Below are 16,138 nucleotides of genomic sequence, written 5' to 3'. Positions count from 1 at the left end.
GCTAGAATTTGAATTGGTCATGAAGATCTTCCTTTCTTGATTTTTCGTCACTTCAAGTTTAGGTCTTCATGGCCTTTTTGTTTAACACTTAGTGTTGCACTTCAATTTTAAATCCGGGAATACGTTTTGATTAATAATTTGGGTGTGGTTACTGGTCACAGCTTAGGACTTTCAGAATCTGCATCTTTGGCAATTGGTTCCGCATTTTCACACTTTGCAGGTATTGCCGATGTTTTATCAGGTGTTGCTGCAGCTTTCTTGATGGTTTACTCACCAATTAAGTCATTTATTGAAGGTTGTGACCCACGCCTTTTGCCTAAAAAGTTGGTGCAATTGAACAAGCATAATATGCCTGAACGTTCAATGTGGGTACAAGCAATTATCGTTAGTGTAATTATCTTGTTTATTTCATTCGGTGGTAATGCTGCAGATCAGTTCTATACCATCTTGATGGATATGATGAACGTATCATCATCTGCACCATACTTGTTCTTAATTGCTGCATATCCATTCTTTAAGGCTAAGAAAGATTTAGATCGACCATTTGTCTTTATCGAAGGTAAGAAAAAAGTTTGGGCTACGACAATTGTAGTTTGGTTGGTTGTAGCTATTGGTATTGTCTTTACTTGTATCGAGCCTTTATTTACAGGTGATTATCAAACTTCATTCTGGACAGCAATTGGTCCGGTAGCATTTGGTGTTGTCGCTTGGATATATTATGCATACCGCGAACATAAAGAAAAAGTAAATTTATAAAATAAAATACTAGTCTAAGATTATGGTATTGTAGGTAATCTTGAGGCTAGTATTTTTTATTCTCGTTGCTCTCACAAACTTTCGCTTTTTTCGCGTGAATAACGCGAGAACAAAAAAAGAAGATCCCTGCAGATCTTCTCAAGTTGATTATTCCACTACATGACGTTCAAATGGATCATCTGAAATACCTTCAGCCAAAATGTCTCTTGACCATTGCTTAGCTGAAAATAATGAGTGATCTCGGTAGTTACCACAAGATTCAATAGTTGTGCCCGGTACATCTTCCCATTTGATGTTATCACGAATTTCTTCTAGTGATTCTTTCAAGGCTTTAGCAACTTCAGTAGTTGACGGGGTACCCCAAACTAAAAGGTGAAATCCGGTCCGGCAACCAAATGGTGAGCAATCAATGTAGCCATCAATACGATCACGTAAAAGGCCGGCTAATAAGTGTTCAATGGTGTGTAAACCGCCAGTTGGAATAGCATTCTTGTTTGGTTGAACTAAACGTAAATCAAAGTTACTAATTTTATCGCCCTTTGCCCCTTCTTCAACAGTAATTAAGCGAACGTAAGGTGCCTTAACTTTAGTGTGATCTAATTCAAAACTTTCTACTTTTCCCATAATTTTTCTCCTTGTTTAAAAAACTACTTAATTTCATTTTAACTTGAATTACGAATTTTAACCCCAAACTTGCTTGGCAGTATCAACTACTAATTTGATTTTGTTCCATTGGTCGTCAGTAGTTAAAATATTTCCTTCTTCGGTTGAAGCAAAACCACATTGAGTACTGAGTGCCAAATTGGTTAAAGGAACTAGTTCAGCTGCTTCGTTAATTCGTTTGATTAAATCTTCTTTTTCCTCTAGTTTGCCTGACTTTGAAGTGACGAGGCCAAGAACAATTGTGACATTTGGTCGGTTGTTCCAAATAGTTTTAATAGGTGCCAAATCACCAGCCCGCTTGCTGTCATATTCTAAAAAGAAACGATCATAGTTTAGTTGTGCCAGGTATGAGGCAACTGCTTCGTAGCCACCTGAAAAAAGAAAAGTGGACTTAAAGTTACCGCGGCAAATATGAGTTGCAATCGTAAGATCCTCAGGCAAGTTTTCTATAGCTTGATTGATTACGTAAACTGAATCTTCAGCTAATTTTGTATATTTAGTATGCTCTGTAGGATTATCTATAGTTTCATTAAGTTTACTGATTAAAAAGGCCCAGGTTGTATCGTCAATTTGAAGATAACGACAGCCTAAATCATAGAAATGTTGAATAGTTTCATGATAAGCAGTAGCTAGATCATCCAGATAATCCTGTCGATTATCATAAAATTTGTTCCAATTGTCCGATCGATTATCTCTAAAAAGCAGAGTAGGTGAGGGAATAGTTGGCTTTATCTGCACGTTCGCATGCTTTTGGGCAAATTTAAAGGCTTCAAAAAATGGATGATCAGGATTAAAAGCAATTTTGCCAGCTAATTCGACATTATCAGTTCGCGTTTTAGCACCGTGAAACTTGTAGCTTTCATGATAGTTATATTTAGCAACGCCATTTAAGTTCCAGAGAAAATCTAAGTGCCACCAGCTGCGACGAAATTCTCCGTCAGTTACAAATTTTAGGCCTAGACTTTCTTCTTTTTGAATTAATTGATCAATTGCCTGATTTTCGACATGCGTTAATTCTGCTTGAGAAATATTTCCTTCATTAAATTTCTTTCTTGCTTTTTTTAATTCTTTTGGTCGTAAAAAACTTCCTACAATATCATAATGAGTTAAGTTAGTCATACTTTTTCTCCTTGTAATTATTCAACAATAAATAGTCCGCAAATAATAAAAATCAACCATACAAGGAGACACATTCGTTCAAATACTTTTTTATTGATAATAATTTTTGAATTAGTAATTGTAATTGCTTTTTTCATGATTGATTCCTCCTTTGATTAAATAAGCAAAATAAAAAGCGCCTCTAGCATATTTCATGCTAGGGACGCTCAAGCGTGTTACCACCCATGTTTAAATTAACTTCACAGCCAATTCCTCAATAAGTACTCCCAATAGGGAAGACTCAGACGGGGTAACGATCGTCACTCGTAATTTGCTTACTTAATGCTCGCATTTTAATTTAGCTCCAAGACCATATTCATTGCTTGCCATTGCATCGGCTTTCACCTAATCCGACTCTCTGTTAGAAATTTTAAGCAATTACTCATCTTTTCTAAGCTTTTATTAATTTAATTGCCATTATAATACGCCGAATGAAAATTGCTGTCAAGAAAAACTTTGATTGATTTTAGAAAATAAGACAGATAATATGTGGTTAGTAACAAGAAGAATAGGAGAGAAAAAATGACTAAAGTTTTCTATGTAAATGCTGATTTGAATAAAGTAGTCAGTGGCAAAGAAATAGCTGCCAACACGCAAAAATTTACTCAAGTACATCAAGATGCAGTTATTGCAGAAAAGAATTTAGATTTAAATTCTGACCAGGTGATTTTTCATAATTGTCCTAAGGGATATAGTCTGGTTGATGAAGTGGATGAAAATTATAATGTGGAATACGATAAAGTATACGTGCCTATTCAAGTAGAATATGGCAATATTAAGAATTTCAAAAATGATGCATTTGATATTCATGATCATGAAAGCAGTGAATATTTCCAAAAATGGTTGTTGTGTTCCTTTTTAGCTGATTCGTTGCCATTTAACGTTGCAGCAAGAGTAGAAGCATGGTTTGGCGAGGAATAAGTTAAGTAAAAAAACTCCAAAAGCATTTAACTTTTGGAGCTTTTAAATTTATCGACTTAATTTGTGAATCTTATGTGCTAAAACCATTTCCTTGTTACGGTCTGCATAAATTGCATCTTTAAGGTAATTTATTGGCTTGAGCAAGGTATTTCTGCTGGTAGTAGACAAGTAGATTGCATGATGATGATCTAAATGGCGCAAATATCTTTTGGCATTTTGAATTCTAGCATGGTGCTCAAGGGCTAACTTCGGTTTGAAGCCCGTAATTTGGTGTTGAGCATTATAGATAGGAACAACTTGATGATGCCATTTATCAATATGATGAGTATTGTGACCACCAATCTTCTTACTTGCTTTGACAATATCTTTCTTAGTGGTCAAATTATCTTGTTTTTTCAGCCGTGAATTTTTATCAAGATAATAATTGCCAAGACCATCTTGCCGATATAGTTGTAAATTTTTAACTGAGTCTTCTTTATTGACAGTTACTTTTAAAACGTCACCATTTTTGTAATTCATTAAATACATGTCGTGATCAATGGTGTAATTCTTCATGATAAAATATTCACCTCTTCTATATTAATTATCTAACATGGTATTATAGTTATTTTTTTAAATATTGGAACTGTTTTTGCTAAATTTTTCTAGAAAAATTCCTTCTGTTAAAAAATAGTGTTATTAGGATATAATAAGTATAGTTATAATAAATATTTTAGTGATTAAGTATAAAATAAAATGAAGAAAATTTGTCCTAATTGTGGTAAAGAAGTAGACCCTGAGGAGAAGTATTGTCCATTTTGTCATTTCAATTTAGTTAATAATGATGAAACAATGGTGATAGTGAATGTAGGGCTGTTAGGATTAAAAAATAATGAGTCGACTGCTGAAAAGGATAAAGAAAAGGTTCAAGCTGAAGAGAAAAAATCTGTCGCTAAGCCTGAAAAAAAGAAGCAGTCAGAATCAAAAACTATTGTTTCTAAGTCGGATAAAAAGCCAACGCCTTTACCTAAATTTAAAAAGAAAAAATTTCATTTCAAATGGTCAATATTGGTTGAAGTAGTTGTCGCCGTAATCGCAATCTTGGTAATGTTTGGTACAAATTACTATAGCTGCAAGGCTCAGATTAGTCGGATAGAAACTGGATTAAAAAATGGCAAGGTTAACAATGTGGTAACTAAAGGGAACGTTCCACTTACTGCTAAAAATTTAATGCCATTAAAGGAATACTATAAGAATAATCCTGCCGCATATAAGAAATTGAAAAAGAGCTTGATGGGTAAGAATAACTTACCAATTAAACTGATTAAGCAGGGACATTATTTCTTGTTTTTCCCTCGGTATGTAGTTCAATTGCCAACTTATAAATTGAGTGTGGTTAATGATTATCACCATTCTACTGTTACAGTTAATGGCGCAAAATTTACTAAAAAGCAAAAAGTTTTCCCTGGCGTATATAATATAGAAGCAAAATCTTCTTATTTGGGTCAAACAGATAAGTTTAAAAAGACGGTTAACGTTTGGAAAGATCAAACAGCTGAAGTAAAACTTAATGCTAAGACGATTGAGGTTCAAGGGATGCCAAACGGTAAGCTTTATCTAAATAACCATAATATTGGTAAGCTAGATAAAAAAGGAAATCTTGTTCTTGAAGATGTACCATTAACCAAGCCGTTTTCTATATATGCAGCTAAAAAGCAGAAGGGGAAACTTGTTAAAACTAAGCAAGTTAAGAATGTACCTGCAGCTATCAAAGGCAGCAAAAATGTAGCTGTACTTAAATTAGATTGGCAGCAATCTAAAAATGTTGGTAAATTATTGGAAGATAATTTTAACTATCCTAACTCTAAAGATTTTATTGGTGGCAGTAAGAATAAGAGTTATGTTGAATTGAGAACTTTAGTAAGTAATTGGCGTAATAGTCCTAACCTTACTAAGTATCATGCCAATATTACTGTTAACAATAAGTCACTGAATGATATTCATTATTCTGTAGAATTCAATTTTGCGTTTAATAAAAATGGTAAACGTTATAAGAGAGTTCAAGTTATGAAGTTTAGAAATGCTTCTGCTAGGTCTACTTCTAAAGGCCTTAAGATAAAAACAATTGGCGGTGGACGCATTGTCAGTTCAAAGTAAAAGATAATTGAAAACTTGATGTCAGTTTGGCATCAAGTTTTTTGTTACGTGCTTTTGAACTTGTTCTTAATAATTAATTCAGAGTAAAATGAACATATATGTATGCATTTTTGATGTAAGGATGATTGGAATGTCTAATTTTAATACTTCAGATAAAAATTATCATGAATATGCTAAATTGGCTTCTAGTGCTGAGAGTTTGATTTTTTCAGATCCAAGAAGCAGTTTAACTGTTTTTGGTACTTTTGGTGAACAATTAACAAGAGAAATTATGCATTTAGATGGTTTAGGCGATTGGGAGTTGAACCAAAAAGCACGAATCGATAAGATGCGTTACTCCGAAAATGGCTATCCTGATGCAGTTTTATTAGCATTAGGTGAGATCAGACGCAAACGGAATAGAGCTACTCATGATAATCAATTTATCGCAACCAAAGGTGATGCTTTAAAAATTGATCAAAAGGCTTATTTAGTTTGGAAATGGTTCTTAGAAAGTTTTTCTTTAAACGATGTTCCTGAATATGTTACACCAGTTGATCAAAGAAATATATTAAAGAGTCAAGCAGATAAGATTAAAGTTTTAGAAGAAAAAATTAAGCAGCTGCAAGAAAACCGGCCACAAATTACTATTTCAGCGGAAGAAAGAACAAGAAGACGCAAGGTAAATGTTCAATTTGCTAAAAAGCATCCGTTAAATGAGGAAGAAACTAGACAATTAATTGATAGCCAATTACGTAATGCAGGTTGGGAAGCAGATACACCAAGACTAAATAATTGGAAGCATCAAACTGAACCACAGAAAGGTCATAGTATGGCGATTGCAGAATGGGTATTGCCTAATGGTCAAAGAGCTGACTATGCACTTTTTAAGGGCTTAGATTTTTATGGCATTGTTGAAGCAAAGAGATGGGATCAAGATATTGCAGGACAAATGGCCCAGCCTAAAGAATATGCTAAGGAAGTTCCATTTAGATCAGATTACCATTTAATAGGGCAAGAGATGGGTGATTACAAGGTTCCTTTTATTTATGCTGCAAATGGTCGTCCATATTTAGAACAATATAAGGAAAAATCAGGTATTTGGTTTTGGGATGCACGTAATTCAAAAGAAAATGCATATGCTTTGGAAGAATTTCATACTCCTGAGGATTTGGCATTAAAGTTAACTGCTAAGAATAAGGATGAAGCAAATAAAGATTTGGCAGATGATGAAGATTATCCGCAATTTGCAGCTCGTCCATATCAACTTGATGCGATTCAGTCTTTAGAAAATGCAATTAAAGATGGAAAAAAACGTATCTTGCTTGCGATGGCTACGGGTACTGGTAAAACTAGAACTGCTATTTCGTTAATGTATCGTTTGCTAAAGCATAAAAGAGCTAGAAGAATCCTTTATTTAGTTGATCGAAATTCACTTGGTCGCCAAACTGCTAATGCAATTAAAGATAATAAGATAGGTACAATGTCGATTTCTTCTATTTATGGATTAAAAGAATTATCTGATAAAGTGCCTGATGCTTCTACTAAGATTCAAATTGCAACTGTTCAGGGAATGATTAAAAGATTATTCTTTAATGATGATAATTATGAAAAGCCTTCAGTTGGTCAATATGATTTCATTATTGTTGATGAAGCTCACCGCGGTTATGCAGAAGATAGAGAGCTAAGCGATCAAGAATATGAAAATTATGATCAAGAAGAATATGTTAGTCAGTACCGTCGAGTAGTTGATTATTTTGACGCTACTGCAATCGGAATGACTGCTACACCAGCATTGCAAACAACGAAAATTTTTGGTAATCCTGTCTATTCTTATAGCTATCAGCAAGCTGTACTTGATGGTTACTTAGTTGATCATGATGCACCAATTATTATTCAAACTAAATTAGCTAAAGAAGGTATTCATTTCAAAAAGGGTGCAGAAGTTGATGTCTTTAACCAAAATGAAAAGACTATCGATAAGGAAAAATTACCTGATAATATGAATTTTGATGTCAAAGATTTTAATCATCGGGTTATTACACCTAGTTTTAATAAGGTGGTTTGTGATGAACTAGTTAAAAACTATCTTGATCCTACGGATAGGGATGCAGGAAAGACTCTAATTTTTGCGGCAACGGATGAACATGCTGATATGGTCGTAGATTTGTTGAAGAAGGCATTTAAAGACGATGGTCGTCCGGTTGATGATGATGCAATTGAAAAAATTACTGGCTCTATTCGTCATCCCAACCAGGAAATTAGAAATTTTAAGAATGAAGACTATCCTAATATTGTCGTTACAGTTGATCTGTTAACCACCGGTGTTGATGTGCCTGCAATTACTAATATTGTCTTTTTAAGAAGAGTGCAGTCGAGAATTTTATATGAGCAAATGCTAGGACGTGCGACTAGATTATGTCCTGAAATTCATAAAGATAAGTTCAGAATTTTTGATGCAGTTGGTATTTATGATGCCATGAATAAGGTAACTAATATGAAGCCAGTTGTTCAAAATCCTGGCCATAATGTAAATTATTTCTTGCATCATAAGGAAGACTATTTTGAAATTGCTGAAGATAGTCATCAATATCAAGTTGATATGGCTGGCGCTGTCGAACGAAAAATCAAACGTCTTGATGATCAAGGGCGAAATAGGTTCGAACGTTTAGCTGAGATTCCATCAGTTGATGAATGGGCTGGTAAATTAAGCAAAATGAGTAAAGCTGACTTTATGAAACAATGGCCTAAGTTTGAGCAACTTGATCAGGTACATCCAGTGAAAAAGCAGTTTATCTCTAATGAGCAGGATGAAGTTATCGGTACTGAACGAGGTTATGGTCAAGGCAATAATAAGCCGGAAGATTATATTGATAGCTTTAATAAGTTCGTCAAAGAAAATGTAAATGTTATTCCTGCTTTGCAAGTTGTAGCTACTAGACCGAAGGATTTAACTTTTGATGAGTTGAAAGATATCAAGTTAAAGTTAGAGCAGAATGGATTTAAGGAAAATGATCTTCAATCTGCTTGGAAAACAACTAAACATGAGCAGACAACAGCAGATATTATCAGCTTTATTAGGCAAGCCGCATCAGGATCGAAGCTGGTTGACCATGATGTGAGAATTCATAATGCGATGCAGAAGGTTTACGGTATGGCTGATTGGAACATCATGCAGAAGAAATGGTTGAAGAGAATTGAAAATCAATTGCTTTCTTCTACTGTATTAGGTCCAAACGCTGAGCATGCTTTTGATGATAACTTTTACTTCAAGCGTCAGGGTGGATATAAGCAGATTAAGAAGATTTTTCCTAAATATGCTGATCAGATTATTTATGTATTGAATGAAAATTTATATGTTTAAGGAGTTTTTTATAAGTGAGTATGACCAATCAAGAAATAGTTCAAAAACTTTGGAATGAATGTAATGTATTACGCGACGATGGTGTAAGTTATCAAGACTACATTACGGAATTGACTTATATCTTGTTCTTGAAGATGAGTAAGGAACAAGACGAAGAAAAAGATATTCCTGAAAAATATCGTTGGGATAACCTAGTTAATAAGGAAGGATTAGAATTAAAGAATTTCTATCGTCAACTGCTTCTTGATTTGGGTAATCCAGAGGTAGTTAAGAGTGAGCGTATTAATGCAATCTATGCTAATGCTTCAACTGCCATTGATGAACCAGCTAACCTTGAAAAGATCATCAAAGATATTAACGATCTTGATTGGTGGTCTGCTCGTGAAGAAGGCCTTGGTGATTTATACGAAGGCTTGATGGAGAAAAACGCCAACGAAGTTAAATCAGGTGCCGGTCAATACTTTACTCCTCGTGTGTTAATCAATATGATGGTTAAGATGACAGAGCCTAAGATCGGTGATCGTTGTAATGACCCAGCAGCTGGTACTTTTGGCTTCATGGTTGCGGCAGATCAGTATTTAAAGGATAAGACTGATGATTATTCCGAATTATCAGAGGAGCAATATGCTTTCCAAGTGAAAGATGCCTTTTCAGGGATGGAACTTGTACCTAATACGCACCGCTTAGCCATTATGAATGAATACTTACATGGCATGGATGGCCGGCTTGAGCAAGGCGATTCACTTTCAGCTAATGGTAAGTGGATGAAGAACTTTGATGTTGTTTTAACCAACCCACCATTTGGTACTAAAAAGGGTGGCGAACGTGTTACTCGTGATGACTTAACTTACGAGACCTCTAACAAGCAACTTAACTTCTTGCAAATTATCTATAACTCATTGAAGAGGGATGGCAAGGCTAGAGCTGCCGTAGTTGTTCCTGATAATGTCTTGTTTGCGGATGGTGTTGGTGAAGAAATCAGAAAAGATTTACTGAACAAGTGCAATTTGCATACTATCTTGAGATTACCTACTGGTATTTTCTATGCTCAAGGTGTGCAGACCAATGTCTTGTTCTTCACTCGCGGAGAAGAAGATAAGGATAATACTAAGGAAACTTGGATCTATGATATGCGTCACCAGATGCGGTCATTTGGTAAGCGCAATCCGTTAAATGATAAAGATTTTGCAAAATTTGAAAAGTTATTCTGCGTTGATGATCGTTCTAAGCGTAAAGAGACTTGGGATAAAGAGAAGAATCCTAATGGTCGCTGGCGTAAGTTTACGATTGATGAAATTAAGAAGCGTCCTAACACCAGCTTGGATATTTCATGGATGAGCGATGAAGAGGAACATGAAACTAAGTCATTGAAGGAAATCCTTAGTGATATGAATGAAAAGTCTAAGGCAATTAGTGAAGCGATTGCAGAGTTGAATAAGGCATTAGAAGGAATTGACGATAGTGAAGACGAATAGTTTAGATTTTGATGCTCAAGCTTTAAGAGAGAAGATCTTGGATTTAGCGATGCGTGGAAAATTGGTGTCGCAAGATCCAAATGATGAACCAGCGAGTGTGCTGCTGGAGAAGATTAAGGCAGAAAAAGCTGAGCTGATTAAGGAAAAGAAGATTAAGAAGACGAAGTCACTTCCTCCGATTACAGATGATGAGAAGCCTTTTGACATTCCTGATAGCTGGGAATGGGTGAGATTAGGGGATGTTGGAAATTGGGCAGCTGGTGCCACTCCTTCTCGAAAGCATCCCGAATATTATGGTGGTAATATACCTTGGCTTAAAACCGGAGATTTGAATGATGATGTAGTAGAAGATACTACTGAAAAGATAACGAAATTAGGAGTAGAAAATTCTTCAGTTAAGATTAACAAACCTGGTAATGTTCTAATTGCAATGTATGGTGCCACTATTGGAAAATTAGGTATTGTTGGTAATAAAGAATTAGTTACGAACCAGGCTTGTTGTGGTTGCACACCTTTTAATGGCGTTTATAATTGGTACTTATTTTATTATTTATTTGCATCCCGAAAAAGATTAATTGATTTAGGTAGTGGTGGAGCACAGCCAAATATTTCAAAACAAAAAATAGAAAATTTCTCTTTTCCTTTACCACCATTATCAGAGCAAAGTCGAATCGCTGCTAAAATAGCACAGCTATTCGCTTTGCTTCGCAAAGTCGAAACATCTACACAACAATACGCAAAACTTCAGACTTTGCTGAAGTCCAAGGTGCTGGATTTGGCGATGCGTGGAAAATTGGTTAAGCAAGATCCAAATGATGAGCCAGCGAGTGTGGTGCTTAGGAAGATTAAGGCGGAGAAACAAGAGCTGATCAAGGAAAAGAAGATCAAGAAGACAAAGCCATTGCCACCAATCACGGATGATGAGAAGCCGTTCGAAATTCCTAATAATTGGGAGTGGGTTAGATTGGGGGATATACTAACCGTGCATTCCGGGAAAAATTTACCTAAGAAGAATCTGGTTAAAAATGGAAAATATATCGTATATGGAGCTAACGGAATAATAGGAAATTTTAATAAGTCAAATACTTCTGAAAATACGCTCTTAATTGGGAGAGTTGGTTTTTATGCGGGGGTCATACATATAACGAGCAAGGAAGCGTGGGTTACAGATAATTCTTTAGTAGTTAGCGAATCTACTAGATTAAGTAAAAAGTGGTTGTATTATGCTTTAAGTTTTTTAAATTTATCAAAGTTGAGTAGCCAGACTGCTCAGCCAGTAATATCAGGTAATAAAATATACAGGACTTTATTAGCGCTTCCACCATTAGTGGAACAAAATAAAATTGTGATTGAAATAGATAACCTTTTAAGTATTATTTCATGTTAATGGGAGTAGATAATTTTTAGTAAAATTACGAAAATTCAAAATTGAAATACTGAATAAAAATAGAATAAATAGGTGTATTATGACTTTAAAATTTGAAAAGATGGAAAGTAATAAAGGAAAAGAATTAATTAATCTCTTGCACAGATTTTATCTAAATAGAGTAGAGAATTATTATAATTTTAAAGGCGAGCAACTTACAAGATTTGCATGGGCAAATAATAAAAAAGTAAGAATTTATGGAATAGAAGTTTATATTGATGTAGTGGGAGGACACAAAGGTTTTGTATCATTTGCCACAACTTCAGATACTATAAATGAGGTACTTTTAGCAAATGGATATTTAGAAACAAATAACCCAAGTTTTTCAAGATATGTTAATGAAAAAGACAGAATAAATTGGCTGGTTTCAAAACAATTAATTTCAAAGAAATTATCTAAAAATATTCTTCCTGCTTCGCTTAAGGTAACTTTTGGTGTTTTTGATGGTGTTGATGCTGTACAAAGTGAAGCTTGGATGAATCAGTGGGTAGATAAGGAATATGATAGTACGTTATCTGTAGAGAGTATGCCGAAACCTATAGCGTCTTTTCCATTATCAAATCAAAAATATTTTGTTGATAGATATCACTTTAATGACATGCTTGAGACAATTAATAATGAGCAATTTACGGATGAATTTAATCAGTGTTTATGTGCATATAATAATCAAAAATGGTTTTTGTGTGCCTCAGGTCTTGGAAGTTGTTTAGAGCATCTCTTACTTATTATTCTTCAAAATTATGCTGAAAACGGTTTTGATACATTAAAAGGATTAGGATATGATCCAACGGCTGCAAGTCTTATAAACAATTTAAGAAAAGAGCCAATAAATATTGATACTCGACAAGAGAGATATATAAGATTAGTTTTTAAAGCAAGGAATGCAGTAAGTCATTATAATTCGGGTTATACTTCAAAAGAACTTTGCGATTTAATGCTTACAGGCATCTCTTCAATATTTAATGATTACTACAGAAATAGTGTTGAGAAGTATAAAGAAGAGAAATAATGTAGTTGGTAGCCCAGAAATCGATAGCTTTTCTGGTGCATTAAGACGCAAGCGAGCAGATCGTGGTGTATTTATCACTACTTCTTCATTTACTAGTGGTGCAAAGGAAGCAGCCAAGCAATTGAATATTGCTCTAGTTGATGGCGAAATGCTGACCAATTTAATGGTGCAATACAAAGTTGGAGTTCAAGTCCAACAGACTTATGAACTATATGATATTGATGATGATTTCTTTGCAGAGTGATTATATCGATGAGATACAATAAGAAACTTTTGAAAGAGTCGAAAATAAATAATGAGTTTCATTGATAAGCATATTAACAAGAAAATCAAACAAAATCCAAAGCTCGAAAAAGAATTTGAGCAAAATGAAATATTAAAAAATTGGCAATCTTACTAGAAATTTTACTTAATTACGTTCAAAATAGTGAAAGAATAATATAAGGGAGGTTTATTATGAAATTAAAAAGAATTGCATTGAGTATTGTGGCAGGAGCTGCGCTTATGGTCCCTGCAGCTTTAACAGGACAAAGCCAAAACTCTAGCATAGTTCAAGCAAGTACCTTAAAAAATAAGATTACGTTCGTTAAAAGCTATTCTCAACCAATGTTATATAATAAAAACGGTAAAAGTATAGCTAATAAAAATGAGATTAACTTTAACAAGCCAATTCGTTTTTATGGTCAACCAACTATAATTCAAGGACCTAAAGTTAATGCCTTTATTTATCTTAACGGGATGCCGCAGAGTATTATTAAAGGCAACACTTATGCCGATTTAGGTGATGGTGGTTACATTAATATGAAAGCAGTTGGTAGCTATAACTGGAATAGCAATGAAATTGGCTTGATTAAAAATGCATATGTTTACAACAGTAAAGGTCAACGGCTATCAACTTATCGTGGTCGCAAAGCTTATTTAACTAAAGGCAGCAAAATTAAATATGTTGGTAAGAGCTGGGTTACTTACCCTGATTCATATTTCAATTTAGGTAGCGGAATTTATGTTAAGTCAAATAACGTTAATACCATGAATGGTAAAGGCGTTTTGAAATTAAATACCAATACTGCTATTTATAATAAGAAGGGTCAACGTATTAGCTTTAATGGTCAGCGCGTATTGCCTAAATATTCAATTGTAAATTACGCAGGCAAGCGTCGCGCTAAGACCAAGTCTGATGATTACTACTATACAAATTTGAGTGGTAGTAAGTCATATGCAGTTAAGAATTATAAGATTAAGGGCCAAGATTACTACCATATCGGTAAGGGTGCTTATATCAAGGCGTTAAACGTTGGACGCATTAACGGTAATCCTGTATTTCGTGATGGTGGTGCAACTACAATTGTTCCTCAAATGGACTTGTTTATCTATAATTCAAAATTAAAAAAGACAAAACAATCTGTTAAGAAGGGCCAAAAGATTAGAGCATTAGATCCAGTTATCCTTGGTAGTGGCGATATTGCACAACTTTTCTACAGAATCAAGGGAACATCTAACTATGTTTCTTGGGGTGATTACAGTGAGTACGGCTTTGAAGACGACGCTTATGTAGGCAACTTTAATTTCCGTGTAAGATTGAATCCTATTAAGACTATTGAAACTGCTGCAACACGTGCTGCTGAAGAATTAGATTAATTATTAGTAAAAACGCTATTCAATTTGGATAGCGTTTTTTGCTTGAAAAAAAGTATAAAATGACAATGTATAGTAGATTTCTTCAGCTATAACATAGTAAGTTCTCTTGATTTTTACATACAAAAAACCCATTGATAACTCATTAGATAGATAAGTTATCAACGGGAATACCTATATTTTACATCACTCTTATTTAACTTGCTCTAAAGCCTTGTCAATTGGAGTGTCTCCGCCAGTCATCTCAATTACCTTATATTTGGTAGCAGGGAACTTCAGAACATCTGCAAGTACCTGTGCAACATCTGGAATTGGATTTGATTGAGACTCAGAATTATTAACGGACACCATCTACTAGATCTTTAATTAAATCTTTGCCGACTTTGCCGGAGCCACCAAATACGAAAACTTTACTCATAATTCTTCTTCTTTCTAATTATTGTTTTAATAAATTTTGCTTTTTAGACTATTTAATTACGTTAAAATTTACGGTGGCATCTATTGTAATCGATTACAATGGATTCGACTCTCAAATGAAGCTAGGGATGCTCTAATCAGGCAACGATTATTTCCTTGAAACGGCAGGTCCATATCATTATTTAAAAGATATTCCATTCAAGAAGTTGATTTCATCCGATAAAATCAGAAAGAATCCAATGTTTTTTGGACCATATAAGGTAAGCAGGTGGTTAGAGGTCAATCAGTAACTTGGGTACCTAACAAATATTATTGGAGAGGCACACCTAAGCTAAACAAGATTATCGCCCAAGTGGTTTCAACTAATTCAGCTTCACAAGCTATCAAGAGTCACAAGTTTGATATTGCTGACGTAGTTAACTCTCAATGGCAAGTCACTTAAGATTCACTTGGCTACAATGAGTGGTTTAGCTGTCCAAGAGTCAATCGTACAAAATTACATCCAACAATGGCATAAAATCGGTTTGAATGTTAGCTTAACCGGTGGTAGATTAATGGAATTTAATTATGTCTATGATAAACTTGACCATGACGATAAAAATATTGATATGTTTAGGGCTGCTTGGTCATTGTTAACTGAACCATCACCAAGAGGGATGTACAGTGAGAACAATCCGATGAATTACTCAAGATTCGTAACTAAGGAAAATTAGAAAGGACTAATGATCATGCAATTTCATGATTCTGATGAAACTATTCACATTCCACCACAAGATATTTTCGAAGATTTACTTGATCAAGTAGAAAAATTGCAAACGCAAGTAGATGAGCTCAAACGTCTGCAATACAGCAATTCTGGCAATGCACGGGATGTTTTTCTGTATGGTTGTGAACTGGCCGGTAGTCAATATCTTAATTTAGCAGATCACGTGGTGCCAAAACTCCATGAAGATGATCCATTAGTTTTGATGCGTGAGCCCAATAACCAATATGATGAACATGCGATTAGCGTATATACTACAGGTGGATTGAAGCTGGGTTATTTGCCAAGAAACAACAATCTAATCTTGAGCCGTTTGATGGATGAAGGAAATTTATTATTCGGTAAAACTAAGACCTTTCATTGGGATGGTAAGAGCCTGTACCTAATTGTGAAAGTTTATATGCGCGCATAAAAAATAAAAACTACTGATAGATCA

At 34.6% G+C, this 16,138-nt stretch carries 12 protein-coding genes, 3 pseudogenes and 1 other annotated feature; of the genes and pseudogenes, 11 read left to right on the top strand and 4 right to left on the bottom strand.

The genetic code is table 11. The features are described 5' to 3' along the window. Positions 1-117 precede the first annotated feature (117 nt). Positions 118-756: pseudogene (locus tag B5E95_RS06995) on the top strand (amino acid permease); the annotation flags it as partial. Between the two features lie 147 nt (positions 757-903). On the opposite strand, the gene B5E95_RS06990 reads toward B5E95_RS06995, so the two are convergent. Together B5E95_RS06990 and B5E95_RS06985 are read right to left on the bottom strand one after the other, a co-directional pair. Then, positions 904-1,380, bottom strand: a complete 477-nt coding sequence (locus tag B5E95_RS06990) for an S-ribosylhomocysteine lyase (RefSeq protein WP_087176462.1) — start codon at positions 1,378-1,380, stop codon at positions 904-906. A gap of 57 nt (positions 1,381-1,437) precedes the next feature. Then, positions 1,438-2,538 carry a vitamin B12 independent methionine synthase gene (locus B5E95_RS06985; protein WP_087235999.1) on the bottom strand — a complete coding sequence of 367 codons (1,101 nt, stop codon included), beginning with the start codon at positions 2,536-2,538 and terminating at the stop codon, positions 1,438-1,440. A 195-nt stretch (positions 2,539-2,733) separates the two neighbouring features. Next, positions 2,734-2,980, bottom strand: a binding site (T-box leader). Between the two features lie 119 nt (positions 2,981-3,099). Here B5E95_RS06985 and B5E95_RS06980 point away from each other — a divergent pair. Continuing rightward, entirely contained in the window at positions 3,100-3,498 is a 399-nt protein-coding gene (locus B5E95_RS06980) for a hypothetical protein (RefSeq protein WP_087235997.1), read from the top strand. A gap of 48 nt (positions 3,499-3,546) precedes the next feature. Here the strand turns inward: B5E95_RS06980 and B5E95_RS06975 are convergent, their stop codons facing one another. Beyond that, a complete protein-coding gene (locus B5E95_RS06975; protein ID WP_025005384.1) occupies positions 3,547-4,053 on the bottom strand; it encodes a hypothetical protein in 507 nt (168 codons plus the stop codon). Positions 4,054-4,233: 180 nt separating this feature from the next. On the opposite strand from B5E95_RS06975, the gene B5E95_RS06970 reads away from it, so the two are divergent. From B5E95_RS06970 to B5E95_RS06940, 7 genes and pseudogenes are all read left to right on the top strand, one after another. Then, positions 4,234-5,634 (top strand): TcaA 3rd/4th domain-containing protein, encoded by a 1,401-nt coding sequence (locus B5E95_RS06970; RefSeq protein ID WP_087235995.1) that lies wholly within the window; start codon positions 4,234-4,236, stop codon positions 5,632-5,634. A gap of 130 nt (positions 5,635-5,764) precedes the next feature. Next, positions 5,765-8,977 carry a type I restriction-modification system endonuclease gene (gene hsdR, locus B5E95_RS06965; protein WP_087235994.1) on the top strand — a complete coding sequence of 1,071 codons (3,213 nt, stop codon included), beginning with the start codon at positions 5,765-5,767 and terminating at the stop codon, positions 8,975-8,977. A 20-nt stretch (positions 8,978-8,997) separates the two neighbouring features. Continuing rightward, the gene (locus B5E95_RS06960) at positions 8,998-10,452 is read left to right on the top strand and encodes a class I SAM-dependent DNA methyltransferase (protein ID WP_087235992.1); all 1,455 of its coding nucleotides are present in this window, start codon (positions 8,998-9,000) and stop codon (positions 10,450-10,452) included. Next, on the top strand, positions 10,439-11,839 hold the full coding sequence (locus B5E95_RS06955) for a restriction endonuclease subunit S (protein ID WP_087235990.1): 1,401 nt from the start codon (positions 10,439-10,441) through the stop codon (positions 11,837-11,839). Before B5E95_RS06960 ends, B5E95_RS06955 begins: the two co-directional genes overlap by 14 nt. A gap of 79 nt (positions 11,840-11,918) precedes the next feature. Beyond that, a complete protein-coding gene (locus B5E95_RS06950; protein WP_087235988.1) occupies positions 11,919-12,887 on the top strand; it encodes a hypothetical protein in 969 nt (322 codons plus the stop codon). Further along, a pseudogene (locus tag B5E95_RS06945) lies at positions 12,886-13,131 on the top strand (restriction endonuclease); the annotation flags it as partial. The gene B5E95_RS06950 and the pseudogene B5E95_RS06945, both read left to right, overlap by 2 nt. A 212-nt stretch (positions 13,132-13,343) precedes the next feature. Then, a complete protein-coding gene (locus B5E95_RS06940) occupies positions 13,344-14,525 on the top strand; it encodes an SLAP domain-containing protein (RefSeq protein ID WP_087235986.1) in 1,182 nt (393 codons plus the stop codon). 189 nt (positions 14,526-14,714) lie between these two features. Here B5E95_RS06940 and B5E95_RS10635 read toward each other — a convergent pair whose 3' ends face one another. After that, entirely contained in the window at positions 14,715-14,873 is a 159-nt protein-coding gene (locus tag B5E95_RS10635; RefSeq protein ID WP_162606881.1) for a hypothetical protein, read from the bottom strand. A 203-nt stretch (positions 14,874-15,076) separates the two neighbouring features. Here B5E95_RS10635 and B5E95_RS06935 point away from each other — a divergent pair. Further along, a pseudogene (locus tag B5E95_RS06935) lies at positions 15,077-15,649 on the top strand (ABC transporter substrate-binding protein); the annotation flags it as partial. 12 nt (positions 15,650-15,661) lie between these two features. After that, positions 15,662-16,114, top strand: a complete 453-nt coding sequence (locus B5E95_RS06930) for an HIRAN domain-containing protein (protein WP_241146334.1) — start codon at positions 15,662-15,664, stop codon at positions 16,112-16,114. Positions 16,115-16,138: the final 24 nt, after the last annotated feature.

It is taken from the genome of Lactobacillus gallinarum, from assembly GCF_002160635.1.
GTDB lineage: Bacteria > Bacillota > Bacilli > Lactobacillales > Lactobacillaceae > Lactobacillus > Lactobacillus gallinarum.
Note: the sequence above shows the minus strand (reverse complement) of the source record. Positions and strands in the feature narration are given on the sequence as shown.

Coding starts and splice junctions, on each gene's coding strand:
- B5E95_RS06990 (WP_087176462.1), bottom strand. CDS start 1,380: ATGGGAAAAGTAGAAAGTTTTGAATTAGATCACACTAAAGTTAAGGCA.
- B5E95_RS06985 (WP_087235999.1), bottom strand. CDS start 2,538: ATGACTAACTTAACTCATTATGATATTGTAGGAAGTTTTTTACGACCA.
- B5E95_RS06980 (WP_087235997.1), top strand. CDS start 3,100: ATGACTAAAGTTTTCTATGTAAATGCTGATTTGAATAAAGTAGTCAGT.
- B5E95_RS06975 (WP_025005384.1), bottom strand. CDS start 4,053: ATGAAGAATTACACCATTGATCACGACATGTATTTAATGAATTACAAA.
- B5E95_RS06970 (WP_087235995.1), top strand. CDS start 4,234: ATGAAGAAAATTTGTCCTAATTGTGGTAAAGAAGTAGACCCTGAGGAG.
- hsdR (WP_087235994.1), top strand. CDS start 5,765: ATGTCTAATTTTAATACTTCAGATAAAAATTATCATGAATATGCTAAA.
- B5E95_RS06960 (WP_087235992.1), top strand. CDS start 8,998: ATGACCAATCAAGAAATAGTTCAAAAACTTTGGAATGAATGTAATGTA.
- B5E95_RS06950 (WP_087235988.1), top strand. CDS start 11,919: ATGACTTTAAAATTTGAAAAGATGGAAAGTAATAAAGGAAAAGAATTA.
- B5E95_RS06940 (WP_087235986.1), top strand. CDS start 13,344: ATGAAATTAAAAAGAATTGCATTGAGTATTGTGGCAGGAGCTGCGCTT.
- B5E95_RS10635 (WP_162606881.1), bottom strand. CDS start 14,873: ATGGTGTCCGTTAATAATTCTGAGTCTCAATCAAATCCAATTCCAGAT.
- B5E95_RS06930 (WP_241146334.1), top strand. CDS start 15,662: ATGATCATGCAATTTCATGATTCTGATGAAACTATTCACATTCCACCA.